The organism is Williamsia sp. Y712, from assembly GCF_059445525.1.
In genome coordinates, this window is record NZ_JCAIUN010000003.1 from 338,591 (window position 1) to 352,527 (window position 13,937).

At 62.8% G+C, this 13,937-nt stretch carries 13 protein-coding genes; 8 read left to right on the forward strand and 5 right to left on the reverse strand.

The annotated features are described in order from the left end of the window. Positions 1 to 10: 10 nt before the first annotated feature. Complete coding sequence (locus tag AC1D75_RS20875) at positions 11 to 1,192, reverse strand: 3-ketosteroid-9-alpha-monooxygenase, oxygenase component (RefSeq protein WP_495517237.1); 1,182 nt, start codon at positions 1,190 to 1,192, stop codon at positions 11 to 13. 230 nt (positions 1,193 to 1,422) lie between these two features. On the opposite strand from AC1D75_RS20875, the gene hsaA reads away from it, so the two are divergent. The 8 genes from hsaA to AC1D75_RS20915 all read left to right on the forward strand — a co-directional run bounded on the left by hsaA (position 1,423) and on the right by AC1D75_RS20915 (position 9,635). Next, positions 1,423 to 2,604: a 3-hydroxy-9,10-secoandrosta-1,3,5(10)-triene-9,17-dione monooxygenase oxygenase subunit gene (gene hsaA / locus AC1D75_RS20880; protein ID WP_495517238.1), complete on the forward strand. Its 1,182-nt coding sequence runs from the start codon at positions 1,423 to 1,425 to the stop codon at positions 2,602 to 2,604. 46 nt (positions 2,605 to 2,650) lie between these two features. Next, positions 2,651 to 3,571 (forward strand): iron-dependent extradiol dioxygenase HsaC, encoded by a 921-nt coding sequence (gene hsaC / locus AC1D75_RS20885; RefSeq protein ID WP_495517239.1) that lies wholly within the window; start codon positions 2,651 to 2,653, stop codon positions 3,569 to 3,571. 1 nt (position 3,572) lies between these two features. Continuing rightward, on the forward strand, positions 3,573 to 4,181 hold the full coding sequence (gene hsaB, locus AC1D75_RS20890) for a 3-hydroxy-9,10-secoandrosta-1,3,5(10)-triene-9,17-dione monooxygenase reductase subunit (RefSeq protein WP_495517240.1): 609 nt from the start codon (positions 3,573 to 3,575) through the stop codon (positions 4,179 to 4,181). A gap of 27 nt (positions 4,182 to 4,208) precedes the next feature. Beyond that, entirely contained in the window at positions 4,209 to 5,396 is a 1,188-nt protein-coding gene (locus AC1D75_RS20895; RefSeq protein ID WP_495517241.1) for a hypothetical protein, read from the forward strand. Next, positions 5,393 to 6,217 (forward strand): SDR family oxidoreductase, encoded by an 825-nt coding sequence (locus AC1D75_RS20900; RefSeq protein WP_495517242.1) that lies wholly within the window; start codon positions 5,393 to 5,395, stop codon positions 6,215 to 6,217. Before AC1D75_RS20895 ends, AC1D75_RS20900 begins: the two co-directional genes overlap by 4 nt. A 9-nt stretch (positions 6,218 to 6,226) precedes the next feature. Then, complete coding sequence (locus AC1D75_RS20905) at positions 6,227 to 7,360, forward strand: sulfotransferase family protein (RefSeq protein ID WP_495517243.1); 1,134 nt, start codon at positions 6,227 to 6,229, stop codon at positions 7,358 to 7,360. A gap of 150 nt (positions 7,361 to 7,510) precedes the next feature. Next, the gene (locus tag AC1D75_RS20910; protein ID WP_495517244.1) at positions 7,511 to 8,986 is read left to right on the forward strand and encodes an MFS transporter; all 1,476 of its coding nucleotides are present in this window, start codon (positions 7,511 to 7,513) and stop codon (positions 8,984 to 8,986) included. 7 nt (positions 8,987 to 8,993) lie between these two features. Beyond that, positions 8,994 to 9,635, forward strand: a complete 642-nt coding sequence (locus AC1D75_RS20915) for a TetR/AcrR family transcriptional regulator (RefSeq protein ID WP_495517245.1) — start codon at positions 8,994 to 8,996, stop codon at positions 9,633 to 9,635. Between the two features lie 59 nt (positions 9,636 to 9,694). Here AC1D75_RS20915 and AC1D75_RS20920 read toward each other — a convergent pair whose 3' ends face one another. Genes AC1D75_RS20920 through AC1D75_RS20935 form a run of 4 tightly spaced genes read right to left on the reverse strand, consistent with a single transcriptional unit; the run spans position 9,695 to position 13,842 of the window. Further along, complete coding sequence (locus tag AC1D75_RS20920; RefSeq protein ID WP_495517246.1) at positions 9,695 to 10,792, reverse strand: acyl-CoA dehydrogenase family protein; 1,098 nt, start codon at positions 10,790 to 10,792, stop codon at positions 9,695 to 9,697. Then, complete coding sequence (locus AC1D75_RS20925; RefSeq protein ID WP_495517247.1) at positions 10,789 to 11,763, reverse strand: acyl-CoA dehydrogenase family protein; 975 nt, start codon at positions 11,761 to 11,763, stop codon at positions 10,789 to 10,791. Before AC1D75_RS20925 ends, AC1D75_RS20920 begins: the two co-directional genes overlap by 4 nt. Before the next feature lies 1 nt (position 11,764). Further along, positions 11,765 to 12,940: an acyl-CoA dehydrogenase family protein gene (locus AC1D75_RS20930; protein WP_495517248.1), complete on the reverse strand. Its 1,176-nt coding sequence runs from the start codon at positions 12,938 to 12,940 to the stop codon at positions 11,765 to 11,767. Further along, positions 12,940 to 13,842, reverse strand: a complete 903-nt coding sequence (locus AC1D75_RS20935; RefSeq protein WP_495517249.1) for an enoyl-CoA hydratase — start codon at positions 13,840 to 13,842, stop codon at positions 12,940 to 12,942. Before AC1D75_RS20935 ends, AC1D75_RS20930 begins: the two co-directional genes overlap by 1 nt. Positions 13,843 to 13,937 lie beyond the last annotated feature (95 nt).

The following is a 13,937-nucleotide window of genomic DNA, read 5'->3' on the forward strand; positions in this document are numbered from 1 at the left end:
CGATCGGACATCAGGTCGCCGATACCGTATCCGCGGCATCCTGGCCGGCAATTGATGCCGTCGACTCGCGCTCTGCCTTGAGTCGCAGATTCTCCTCGACTTCGAGATTCCAGTTCTCGACAGCCTTGGTGGTATCGATCTCGTACTCGTAGCGCTGCGTCATCTCTTCGGTCACATCGGCGACGTCGACGTAGAACTGTTCGTACCAGCGGCGCAACTGGTAGACCGGACCGTCCTCTTCGACGAGCAGCGGATTGTCGATGCGGCTCTTGTGCTTCCAGATCTCGACGTCTTGCAGAAAGCCGACTTCGATGCCCGCGGTGATCTTTGCAGCCATCTTGCTCGCCTGCTCGGAGGTGAGACCCTCGGGGATCTTGGCGATCACGCCGTACATCAGCACGAACGAATTGTTGTCGATCGGGTAATGGCAGTTGGTCAGGATCGTCTCGATGGCGTAACCGCCGTAGTACTGCACCATCGGATTCAACATGTAGGCCGGACCGTAGTAGGCGGCTATGGATTCGAGCTTGGTGTCGCCGTACGCGGTCATGATGTCGACATCCGGACGGCCGTGCGAGTTCATGTACTGTGCTGCGGTCTCGCCCTCGAAGACGTTCTTGAAGTAGTCCGGCAACGAGTAGTGCACGTAGAAGAAGTGCGCCATGTCGACGACATTGTCGATGATCTCGCGGCAGTTCGAACCTTCGATGATCACCTTGTTCCAGGTCCAGCCGGTCCACTGGTCGCTGTTCAGTTCGTCGAGTTCGGGGATGACGACGGTGTCCGGTGGCGGATTGCCCTCGGGGTCGTTGTAGACGAAAATCTGTCCGTTACGGATCATGCCCGGCCAGGAACGCGTCTTGGCGAGCTTGGGCGCGCGTTTCGCATAGGGAACGCCGGCGCAGCGGCCGTTGCCCTTCCATCGCCAGTCATGGAACGGGCAGGCGACATTGCCGTCTTTGATCGATCCCTGCGACAGGTCGCCGCCCATGTGCCGGCAGTACGCGTCGAGGATCTTCAGTTCGCCTTCGGATACCCAAACCACCAGTTTTGTGCCGAAGACCTGGACCGAGTGCGGCTCTCCGTCGTCGTAGTCGGACAGCAGACCCAGGCAGTGCCAACCCCTCGCAAAGCGGGTCGGTGGGGTTCCGGTGTCGATTTCGCGGATCGTGCCGCCATCGATGTCGGTCATCTGCTGCTCCCTCGTACTTTTGCTTGCCCGCCCTGTTCGGTACATCCACAGGCTTCTCGCCCTTAAGCGCAGGCGCTTAGTAGAACATGTTACAAAAAAGTGCGGTTCGATGCCAGGGGAATCGACGAAACGGCGCAGGAAAGCAAGGTAAACGCGCAGTACTCGACATAAATGAGAACGTGTTCTAGTCTCGTTTGAGTAGACGTGGAACGACAGCGAGGAGTTGCTCGATGGGTGACGGCAGGCAGGCAGGGGCAGAGGTACTGGAGAAGATCAGTGCCCTGCTGCCCGAGATCGCGCAACGCGCACAAGAGGCAGAGGATCTACGCCAGATCCCGGATGAGACGATCGCATCGTTGGTCGACATCGGCTTCTTCAAGCTGTTGCAGCCCGAACAGTGGGGTGGCTATCAGGCTGATCCGGTGACGTTCTACGAGGCTGTGCGCCGCCTCGGGTCCGCGTGCGGATCCACCGGTTGGGTTGCGGGCATCATCGGCGTCCACAACTGGCATCTGGCGCTGTTCCCGCAACAGGCGCAAGAAGACGTCTGGGGCCAGGACCCTTCGGTCCGGATCTCGTCGTCGTATGCGCCGATGGGCATGGGCGAGGTGGTCGAGGGTGGCTACAAGGTCAACGGGTCCTGGGCGTGGTCGTCCGGATCGGGCCACGCCAGCTGGGTGGTGCTCGGTGGGCCGGTGATCAAGAACGGCAAGCCGGTGGACTTTGTCAGCTTCCTCATCCCGCGATCCGACTACGAGATCCGGGACGTTTGGAATGTGGTGGGCCTCAAGGGCACCGGCTCGAACACGATCGACGTCAAGGACGTCTTCGTGCCCAGCCATCGGATGCTCAGCTTCCGGGCGATGAGTACCGGGGCGGCCCCGGGCCTGGAGCAGAACACCGCGCCGGTCTACAAGATGCCCTGGGGAACAATCCATCCCAGCACCATTTCGGCCCCGATCGTCGGCATGGCCTACGGCGCATACGAAGCACACGTCGAACATCAGGGCAAGCGGGTGCGCGCCGCGTATGCGGGGGAGAAGGCCAAGGACGATCCGTTCGCCAAGATTCGGATCGCCGAGGCCGCCAGTGACATCGACGCGGCGTGGACGCAACTGTCGGGCAACCTCCAGGCCGAGTACAACCTACTGGTGGCCGGCGAAGAGGTTCCGATGGAATTGCGGCTCAAGGCCCGTCGCGATCAGGTACGGGCCACCGGTCGGTCCGTAGCCTCGATCGACAGGCTCTTCGAGAACTCGGGTGCACATGCACTCGACCTCGACACACCCATCCAGCGGTTCTGGCGCGATGCCCATGCCGGACGCGTGCACGCCGCCAACGATGCCGAAAGGGCTTATGTCGCATTCGGAAACGGAGAGTTCGGCATCCCGATCGGCGACACGATGGTCTGATGCGCCACCCCAATTCGGCAACTCTCGCACAAGGAGCAGATCGACGATGACGCAAGACTTCGGCCCCATTCGTTCGCTGGGGTACATGCGTATCGAGGCCACCGACGTGGCCGCCTGGCGTGACTACGGACTCAAGGTCCTCGGCATGTCGGAGGGCAGCGGGCTCACCGAAGGTGCGGTGTACCTGCGGATGGACGATTTCCCGGCGCGGTTGGTGATCGTGCCGGGCGATCGCGACCATCTGTCCAGTTCTGGCTGGGAGTGCGCCAATGCTGCTGCATTGCAGGATGTTCGGGATCGGTTGTCGGCGGCAGGCGTCATATTCCGAGAGGCAAAGGACTTCGAACTCGCCGACCGGCAGGTGGTCGATATGATCGTCTTCTCTGATCCGTCGGGCAACGTACTCGAAGCGTTTCATGGTGTCGCACTGCAACACCGCCGGATCGTGAGTCCGTACGGCCACAAGTTTGTCACCGGCGAACAGGGTCTGGGTCACGTGGTGCTCACCACCGACGACGACAATGCGTCGCTCGAGTTCTATCGCGACGTACTCGGTTTCCGGCTACGCGATTCGATGCGGCTGCCGCCGGAGATCGCCGGTCGTGAACCGGGCAGCCCGCCCGTGTGGCTGCGTTTCTTCGGCTGTAACCCGCGTCATCACAGCCTGGCATTCATGCCCTTCCCGAATGACACCGGGATCGTGCACCTGATGATCGAGGTGGAGAACTCCGACGACGTGGGCTTGGCGCACGACCGGGCTCTTCGCAAGAAGGTGCCGATGTCGGCAACGCTCGGCCGTCATGTCAACGACCTGATGTACTCGTTCTACATGAAGACCCCGGGCGGTTTCGACATCGAATTCGGTTGTGAGGGACGCCAGGTCGACGATCACGATTGGATTGCGCGGGAGAGTACCGCGGTCAGTCTGTGGGGCCACGATTTCTCCATCGGATTCAAGAACGCCTGACATGGCTGGAGACGGAGCCGAAGGCGGAGCTCGGCCGGTTGCCGGCCAACCGCGCGGTACAGACGATTTCGATGCGCGGCAGTTCCGGACCGCCATGGGGCAGTTCTGTACCGGGGTCACGGTGATCACCACGGTGACCGACGACGGCACACCGGTTGGCTTCGCCTGCCAGTCCTTTGCCGCATTGTCGCTTGATCCGCCGCTGGTGCTGTTCTGCCCGATGAAGACGTCTCGCAGCTGGAAGGTCATCGAGCAGAGCAAGAAGTTCTGTGTCAATGTGCTCTCCAACAGTCAGCAGGCCGTCAGCGCCGCGTTCGGTGCACCCGGCGACGACAAGTTCACCGGCATCGAATGGGAGCATTCGCCGCTGGGATTGCCGGTCATCAAACACTCTTTGTCCTGGGTGGATTGCACCCTCGACCGTGTCGACGACGGCGGCGACCACTACATCGCGATCGGGCGGGTGCAGACTTTGGGAGAAGTGCTGCAGGACAAGCCCTTGTTGTTCTACCGTGGCGGATACCTGTCCACGGAGCACCCGCGCGTCACCCCCGCGCAGGCCGAACTCGAGAACTTCCTGACCTGGAACGGTGGCGACACCTGGTTGTAGGTGCCGTGGGTTTCTCAAAGGAGAGAGATGACACAACCTTTCGCCCCCGACGTGACGGGTCCCTTCCGGGAGGCGATCACCGAGGCCGAGAAGATGATTGCCGGAGCCGAATTCATCCGGAATGAGCAGGATCTGGCCGAGGGGTTCGACTATCTGTCCGGCAGTATCAAGGCGAGCCTGCAGATGGCCTGGGCGCATGCGAAGAGTCATCCATATCTGGTCACCTCCACCGGTCCCTACGCGAAGATGGGGCTCGACAATCCGGATACGCTGTACTACCACGCCAATGTGGTGCCTGACGCCGAGTACGTGATCACCGGAACGCGCGGTGACACAGTGGATCTGAGCTTCCAGGTCCTCAAGGGCGACTACACCTCGACCAACGTTCCCGGCGGTGACGACGCTTTTGATGACCGGCGTCTGCAGATCGACCCCGACGGTTCCTTCGAATTGCGTTTCGGGCCACCGAAAGCGGATGCCGGCCCCAACTATTTCGTTCTCGGCGAGGGTTCGTCGATGTTGGCGGTCCGTGAGGTGTACAACCGCTGGGATCAGCGCAAGGGTTCCATCAGGATCGAACGGGTCGACACCGTCGGTACTGCACCGGACGAGCCCGGTCTGGCACAGATCACGCGCCGCTATGAGATCGCAGGCAAGATGTTGTTGTCGCGGATCAACACCTGGTTCAACTTTCCCAAGTGGTTTTACCTCGACCTCCCCGTCAACACACTCACCGAGCCCCGGCTCACCCCCGGCGGACTGAGCACGCAGTTCTCATCGGTGGGGCATTACGAACTCGCCGACGACGAGGCCATGCTCATCACCGTGCCGAAATCCGATGCGCCGTACCAGGGATTTCAGCTCGGCAGTATGTGGTACATCTCGCTCGACTATGTCAACCATCAGACCAGCTTGAATGCCTCGCAGGCCCAGGTCGATCCCGACGGGATGATCCGGCTTGTCGTGAGCGCGAAGAGTCCGGGTGTGGCGAACTGGATCGAGACGACCGGGCGGCAGCGGGGGATCGCGCAGTTCCGGTGGCAGCGGGTCAGCCGCGCGCTGACAGCTTCCGACGGTCCGTCGGTGGCGATCATCGATATCGCTGATGTGCCTGCGCATCTGCCGTATCACGAATCGAACGTCGTGACGGACGAGCAATGGCGAGATCGGATCGCGGAGCGGCAGCGAGGGTTTGGACAAAGGATGCTGGGATGACAACTGCGGACATGGCCGGTGCGGGAATGACCACTGCGGGAAACGGATTACTGGACGGCAAGGTTGTCGTCGTGGGTGGTGTCGGACCGGGGTTGGGCCGATCGATCTGCCTGCAGGCGGCCGCGGCCGGCGCCAAGGTTGTCCTCGCGGCCCGCACGGCGTCGCGACTCGAAGAGATCGCGAAGGAGATCGTAGCGGCCGGTGGGGTCACCTTGCAGGTCCCGACGGACATCACAGACGATGACGCGGTGACCGGTCTTGTCGACGCGACCGTCTCCGAGTTCGGAAGAGTCGATGTGCTCGTCAACAATGCATTCGCACTGCCATCGATGAAACCGTTGGCCCGCACCGACTTCGATCACATCCGGGCCAGCCTGGATCTGACGATCCTGGGCGGGCTGAGAATGACCAAGGCATTCACCGACGAACTCGAGAAGACCTCGGGGGCGGTGGTGATGATCAACTCGATGGTGATCCGTCATTCCGAGCCCCGGTACGGCAGCTACAAGCTGGCCAAATCGGCGTTGCTGGCGATGTCTCAAACGCTGGCCACGGAACTGGGTGACAAGGGCATTCGGGTGAACACCGTTGCACCGGGCTACATCTGGGACGACCAGCTGAAGTGGTACTTCGGTGAGGTCGCGAAGAAGTACGGCATCACCCCCGAGCAGGTCTATGAGCAGACAGCGTCGAAGTCTGATCTCAAACGGCTCCCGGAACCCGATGAGATCGCCCGGGCCGCAGTATTTTTGGCGTCCGACTGGGCCAGTGCGATCACCGGCCAGACGCTCGACGTCAATTGCGGCGAGTACCACGTGTAGGGAGTAGTTGTGACCACGAGAACTGATGTCGGAACCGTCGAAGATCTCAAGGCTTCGGCGACCAAGGCCTGTGGTCTCGAGGACTTCGGTGAGGACGACTACACCGAGGCGCTCGGAGTGCTGCTCGAATCGTATGTCCGCGACGCCGGGCTGACCGAGCTCGGGAGCAAGATGAATCGGTTCTTCCTGCGCGGAGCACTGGTCGCCCGGCTGCTCAGTGAGGCATCGTGGAAGGCGAACCCGCAGTACAGCTCTGTCGTCGTGGACCGGCCGATCTTCGTGACCGGACTGCCGCGTACCGGCACCACCGCGCTGCATCGGATGCTGACCGCTGATCCGGGTCATCAGGGACTCGAGATGTGGCTCGCCGAGTTCCCGCAACCGCGACCCCCGCGCGAGACCTGGGAGTCGAATCCGGTTTTCCAGCAGATCCAGTCGGGACTCGAGCAGCATCACGTCGAGAATCCGGAGTTCATGGGCCTGCACTACATGAGTGCCTCCGACGTGGAGGAATGCTGGCAGTTGCTCCGGCAGACGATGAAGTCGATCTCGTATGAGTCGTTGGCGTACCTGCCGACGTATTCGCATTGGCTGCAGCAGCAGGACTGGATCAACGCCTATGCCAGGCACAAGAAGAACCTGCAGTTGGTCGGTGTGAACGAGCCCGGGCATCGATGGATCCTGAAGAACCCCAGCCACTTGTTCGCGCTCGACGAATTGATGGCGGTCTATCCCGACGCACTCATCATCCAGACGCATCGTCCGCCGGCGACGATCATCCCGTCGATGTGCAGTCTGGCCGACGCCGCCGGTGATGGCTGGTCGACCGTGTTCAAGGGTGAGTTGATCGGCCAGACCCAGTTGGAGTTGTGGTCGCGCGGGTTGCGCCAATTCAACACCGCACGTGCCAAATACAATCCGGCCCAGTTCATCGACGTCGACTTCCGCGATTTCCGAACAGATCCGCTGGGAACGATGGAAGGCATCTACCAGACATTCGGACTGGAACTCACGGATGCGGCGTCCGCGGCGATGCGAGCCCTTGACGAAGAAAGTCAATCCGGCGACCGTCGGCCGGTGCACAAATACTCGCTGGCGGACTATGGCCTGACCGAGGCGCAGGTCAACGCCGCTTTCGCCTGACCACTCCCTGGTGCGGGGCCATCTGGCCATCGATCTTGCCCATTTGCGATCCTTTGATTCGACGTTATGCGGAGCGACCTCTCCGCTTCGGGTGCTAGGTTCATTCCAGTATCCGGAGCGCAGTCTCCGCTTTCGTCTTCAGGAGAATGAATGGAAACCGCACCCGCCCGGGCGCATCATCAAGTGACTTTTGCCGTCCTCACTGTTGGAGTATCGGCCTTCGCCCTCCTGCAATCGCTGGTGATGCCGGTCCTGCCGACCGTTGAGGCGGCGTTGGGAACCAACCAGACCGATGTCACGTGGGTACTGACGGCGTACCTGCTGTCGGCATCGATCTTCACACCGATCCTGGGTCGACTCGGTGACATGCACGGCAAGAAGCGCATGTTCGTGATCGCGATGGTCGCGTTGGCGCTCGGTTCGATGCTGGCCGCGTTGGCCACGTCGTTGTCGATGATGATCATTGCGCGGGCCATTCAGGGGATCGGCGGCGGAGTCCTGCCCCTGGCCTTCGGCATCATCCGTGACGAGTTCCCCAAAGAGAAGGTGCCCGGAGCGGTTGGTCTGATCGCTGCACTGGTGTCCGTCGGGGCCGGCATCGGTATCGTGCTGGCCGGGCCGATCGTCGACCTGCTCGGCTATCATTGGCTCTTCTGGATTCCGCTGATCATCACCAGCCTCGCCGGTGTGGCGGCGTTCTTCCTGATACCGGAATCGCCGATCCGGTCGGCCGGAAAGATTAACTGGTTCACCGCGTTTCTGTTGTCGGCATGGCTTGTTGCGCTTCTGCTCGCCGTGAGTCAGGCGCCCTCGTGGGGTTGGGGCTCGGCAAAGGTGATCGGCATGCTGTTGGCCGCGGCCGTTGTGCTGGCCGGTTGGATCATCGCCGAATCCCGCTCGTCGAATCCGCTGATCGACATGACGATGATGCGAATCCGCAGTGTGTGGGCTGCGAACCTGATCGCACTGCTGATGGGCATCGGGATGTACGCAGGACTCGGCTTCCTGCCGCAGTTCCTGCAGGCACCCAGCTCGGCGGGCTATGGATTCGGTGCGACCGTCACGGAGTCGGGATTGATGTTGCTGCCCAACGCGGTTGGCATGTTCACCGTCGGACTCTTCTCAGGCCGTCTGGCAGCCCGTTTCGGCTCCAAGAATCTACTGATCGTCGGATCGCTGATCAGCGCGTCGTCCTACTTCATCATCGCCTTTCTTCATTCGGCCGAAATTGACATCTACGTGGCGATGGCAGTCAACGGGATCGGGTTCGGACTGGCCTTTGCGGCGATGTCGAATGTTGTTGTCGCCGCTGTACCGCCGCACCAAACCGGCGTCGCCAGCGGAATGAACGCGAACATCCGCACCATCGGCGGGTCACTCGGCGCAGCGTTCATGGCCAGCGTTGTCGCTGCGGGCGCATCGTCGGCGGGCGTCCCGACCGAATCCGGTTATACGAACGGGTTTGTCATGTTGGGCATCGCAGGCGGTCTGGCGGCTGTTGCCGCCCTGTTCATCCCGGCGGTGAACCGCAACAAGACGACCCATCGCGAAGACGTTGCCGAACTCTCGCATCCCGAGCTTGCAATGGTTGCCGGCGGTACTCTTGCGGGCGACGAATCCGAGTGAGGTCCATGTGAGTGTTCGTGAGGCACCCAGCGGTGACAAAGTGCTCAGGCGCGACGCTGCCGAGAACAGGCAACGGTTGCTGGACGCGGCGGCCACCGTCTTCAGCGAACGCGGCCTCGACGCGAGCGTCGACGAGATCGCACGGGTTGCCGGAGTCGGAACCGGCACGCTCTATCGCCGGTTTCCCACCAAGGATGCACTGATCAGCGAACTCGTTCGACAGCTGTTGAGCGATCTGGTCGCGATCGCCACCGAGGCCCTCGACGTGACCGACGGCTCGGGTCTCGAACAGGTCATGTACGGGACCGGCGAGATCCAGGCATCGCACAGGGGTTGCATCTCGCGCATGTGGAACGACGACGAGACCACGGCGCTCAAGAACGAGTACCGGCGGATCGCGTCGGAGTTGCTCGTATCGGCGAAAGAACACGGACGTATCCGCGAGGACGCCGCGGAGTCGGACGTGGACGTCATCTTCTGGGCGCTGCGTGGAGTCATCGAAACCACCAGGGGCGTCAGCGATACCGCGTGGCGGCGGCACCTTGCGCTCGCCATCGCCGGCCTACGTCCCGGCGCCGAGCAGATCGTCGAACCGCCTATGGACGAGCAGCACGTTCAACGCGCCAAGGTGCGTCTACAGTCCCGCTGACCCCGGGCCCCTGACCACCGCCGGTCGGAAGAGCTCGGCAGGCGGTGGCGGCAGGGATTTCAGAGGCCGGCTGCGGTGGCCAAACGGGGTAGGGACTCATGCGGCAGACCAAAGAGTTGGGCACTGCCGTGTGCTCGCTTGAAGTAGAGATGGGCATCGTGTTCCCACGTGATGCCGATCCCGCCGTGTAGCTGAATGGTCTCGCCTGCGATGTGTGAGAACGCATCCGAGCAGTACACGCGTGCCGCTGCGGCCAGGTCGAGGGCTTCGTCGGAGCCGGATGACAGTGCGTCGACAGCTGCGTACGAGATCGAATGGGCGATCTCGGTGAGCGCATACATGTCGGCCATCCGGTGCTTCAGCGCCTGGAAGGATCCGATGACACGGCCGAACTGCTTGCGGGACTTGGTGTATTCCACCGTCAGATCCAGCGCTGCGCGAGAAGCGCCGACCTGTTCGGCACTCAGCGCGACGTATGCGATCGCGCGTAGCCTGTCCACCAGATCAGCCGGTGTTGGTATGGCGGTCGAGTCGACGTCGTCAAAGGTGATGCTGGTCAACGGCCGAGTGGGATCCATCGTCGGGCGCGGCGAACGGCTGATGCCGTCCGCGGTGGCATCGACGACATGCAGCGTGACGACACCGCCGCTGCGCGCCAGAACCACCAGCACGTCGGCTGTTTCACCGTCGAGTACGTAGTGGGCGGTGCCGGACAAAATACCGGCGTTCGCCTCGACGCCCGGGCGTTTCCACCCGTCGGCATCGGCCCAGCACAGTGCCGCGGTCTTCTCGCCTGACGCGAGGGCAGGCAGCGTGGCGGCGCAGGCGTCGGTGTCTTTACTGAGGAGCAGGGCCTGGGTGGCCAGAACCGCCGACCCGAGCATCGGAACCGGAGACAGTGTGCGACCGAGCTCTTCGAGCACCACATGGGTCTCGGTCAGTGAGGCACCGATACCGTCGAACTCTTCGGGGATCGACAGTGCGGCAACGCCGATCTGCTCACAGAGTGTGGCCCACAGGGCCCGATCGGTTCGGCCTTCGGATTCCATCGCCGACCGTACCGCGGCGGAATCACCGCTCCGCCGCAGTAGGCTGGCGACCGAATCGCGCAGTGCTGCCTGTTCTTCGGTGTCGACACCGGGGGAGTAGATGCTCATGCGGTGATCGCCTCCAGTACCCGCGCGCGATGAACGGCCGGTGTGCCCCAGGCCGTGATCAGCGCACGTGTTTTTGTGAGATACAACGACAGGTCGTGTTCCTGGGTGTAACCGATCGCACCGAGGACCTGCAGTCCGACCCGCGAGGCGAGGTAGGCAGCCTCGCCGGCAGCAACTTTCGCCGCCGAGACGTCCCGGGAGGCGAACTGCGGCTCGGGAACCTGACCGTCAAGCGACAGCGCGGCGCCGTGGATCAACGGCCGGGCCATCTCCGCTGCAACAGCGACGTTGGCCAGGTGGTGTTTGACCGCCTGGAACGAGCCGATCTCCCGGCCGAACTGCTTGCGGGTCTTGGCGTACTCGCCGGCGAGTTCGAGCATCGTGTCGGCCAACCCGATCAGCTGGGCGGCAGTGGCCAGAGCGCCGAAGTCGAAGGCACGACTGGGATCGACCGGGCCGATCGCCGTGTCGACATCGACGGACGAGAGTGTGCGAGCGAGATCAACCGACGGCCGTGGGTTGGCGGCGACGCCGGAACTGAGGGTGCCGTCGCGGACCACGTAGACCTGACCGGCCAGGGCGGCATCGACCGCGTACGGCACCAGCGGCGGAAAGGCGACGGTGGCGAGTTCACCTTCGGCCAAGGCTGCCAACCGGTCGACGGCGCCGGCATCAGTCAACAGAATCGGCACGGCAGCAATGGTTTCGGCAACCGGGCCGGGTACGGCATGGCGGCCGAGTTGCTGCGCCGCGACGACCATCTCGACGGCGCCTGCGCCCATTCCGCCGTGTTCGTCACCGATCAGCAGGGCATTGACACCGGTCTCGGCCAGCTTGGACCACACGACCTCACCGGGCTTGGTGTCGCCGTCATTCCACGACCGGATGACGCCGGGAAGGTCGGCCTTGGCCAACATCGAGTCGATGGACGCGGCCAGGTCTTGGTGCTCTTCTTCGAGGAGGAACCTCATGTCAGCGATCTCCTCGTGGTAGTCCGAGTAGGCGTTCGGCGATCACATTGCGCTGAATCTCGTTGGTGCCGGCGTAAATAGGTCCTGACAACGAGAACAGGTATCCATCCATCCAGGCCCCCGACGGTTGCCGCTGCGCGAGTTCGGCATCGGCGCCCAGCAGATCGAGTGCGGTCTCGTGCGTGGTGATGTCCCACTGCGACCAGAACACCTTGTTGATGGACGACTCGATCCCGAGCTGGCCACCTTCGGCGAGACGGCTCACCGTGGCATACGTCGAGAGCTCGTAGGCACGGGCGCCGATCCAGGCATCGGCGACCTGATCGCCGTGTCCGGTGCGGGCGTCGGCGTCGGTGTCGTTCCACAGAGCCAGGAGTCGATCGGTGGTGGCCAGGAACCGGCCGGGAGAACGCAGCGACAGGCCGCGTTCGTTGGCGGCCGTGCTCATCGCCACCTTCCAGCCGTTGTTCACCGTTCCGATCACACCGGACTCGCCGGGTGACTCGGGGTCATCGGGGACAAAGACGTTCTCCAGGAACAGTTCTGCGAAGCCGGGTTCACCGTCGAGCTGATTGATCGGTCGGACCGTCACGCCGTCGGCCCGGAGGTCGAACATGAAGTACGTGATGCCCTTGTGTCGCGACGAGTCGGGGTCGGACCGGAACAGGCCGAAACCCCAATCGGCAAAACTCGAGCGGGAACTCCAGGTCTTCTGACCGTTGAGAAGCCAGCCACCGTCGGTGCGGGTGGCGGTCGACCGTAGCGACGCGAGGTCGCTGCCGGCCTCGGGCTCACTCCAGGCCTGACCCCAGATGTCTTCGGACCGGGCCATCCGCGGCATGATCCGCGCCAGCTGATCGGGATGTGCATGCTCGAAAAGGGTTGGTGCAAGAAGGAATATGCCGTTCTGGCTGACCCGACCGGGTGCGCCGCTGCGGTAATACTCCTCTTCGAAGATGATCCAGTGCAGCAGCGGTGCGTCCCGGCCACCGAACTCGACCGGCCAGCTCACCACCGACATGCGGGCATCGGCCATCTGCCGTTCCCACTGCCGATGCTGTTCGAATCCTTCGGCAGTGTCCATCGATGCGAGTGGTTCCGACGGCACGTTCTCGTTGAGCCAGCCACGGACCTCGGCACGGAATTCGTCGGCTGCTGAATTGAAGAGTAGATCCATCAGGAGCTCTTCTTCTCTGCGCTGGACTTCATCGACTTGGCATCCATACCGCCGAGCGAATCACCATCGGATGCTTCGGCATTGGCGCTGTGTGCGAAGTGGTGCCAGCCGAAGACCGAATCCATCGCGTTGCGCAGACCCATCTGGTCTTCGCAGATGTTGACGGCCTTCTTGCTCAACGCGAGCCCGAGCTGGGGCATCTCCGAGATGCGTCCGGCGATGTCGTCGACCTTGGCTTCGAGCTGATCGCGGGGGACAACGTGGTTGACCATGCCCCACTCGAGGGCTTCGGCTGCACCGAATCGTTCCCCGGTGAACAGGATCTCCTTGGCGCGGCGCGGCCCGAGCACAAAGGCGTGGGCGAAGTACTCGACGCCGGGGATGCCCATCCGGGCCACCGGGTCGGAGAAGAAGGCGTCGTCGGAGGCGACGATGAAGTCGCAGATCCAGGCGAGCATCAACCCGCCTGCGATGCACGCACCGTGGATCTGGGCGATCACCGGCTTGGGGATCTCCCGCCAGCGCCGGCACATCCCCATGTAGACCTCGGTCTCGCGGGCCAGTCGCTGGTCGCCGCCGACGCGGTCGGTGTGGTCCCAGTAGAGGGACGCGGTGTTGGGGTACTTGACGTGCACATCACGCTCGGGCGTACCGATGTCGTGGCCGGCCGAGAAGTGCTTGCCCGCTCCGCGTAGGACGATGACCTTGACGCTTGCGTCATCGACCGCGCGCCCGAAGGCGGCGTCGAGGGAGTAGGTCATCACCGAGTTCTGGGAATTGCGGAACTCGGGTCGATTGAGGGTGATGTATGCCGTGGCGCCAACAACGTCGTAGGCCACCGGTGAGGTGTCGGGACCTAGTTCGGCGGCGCTCAGGGGGCTCGGGATCGTCACATCCGACACCCTACCTAGCAAGTGCTTGGTTGGTAAACCCCGGCTGGTGGTCACGGCCGGTTTTCACGCACTGACCGGCTTCGATCGGGTACCGACTGCGGGTC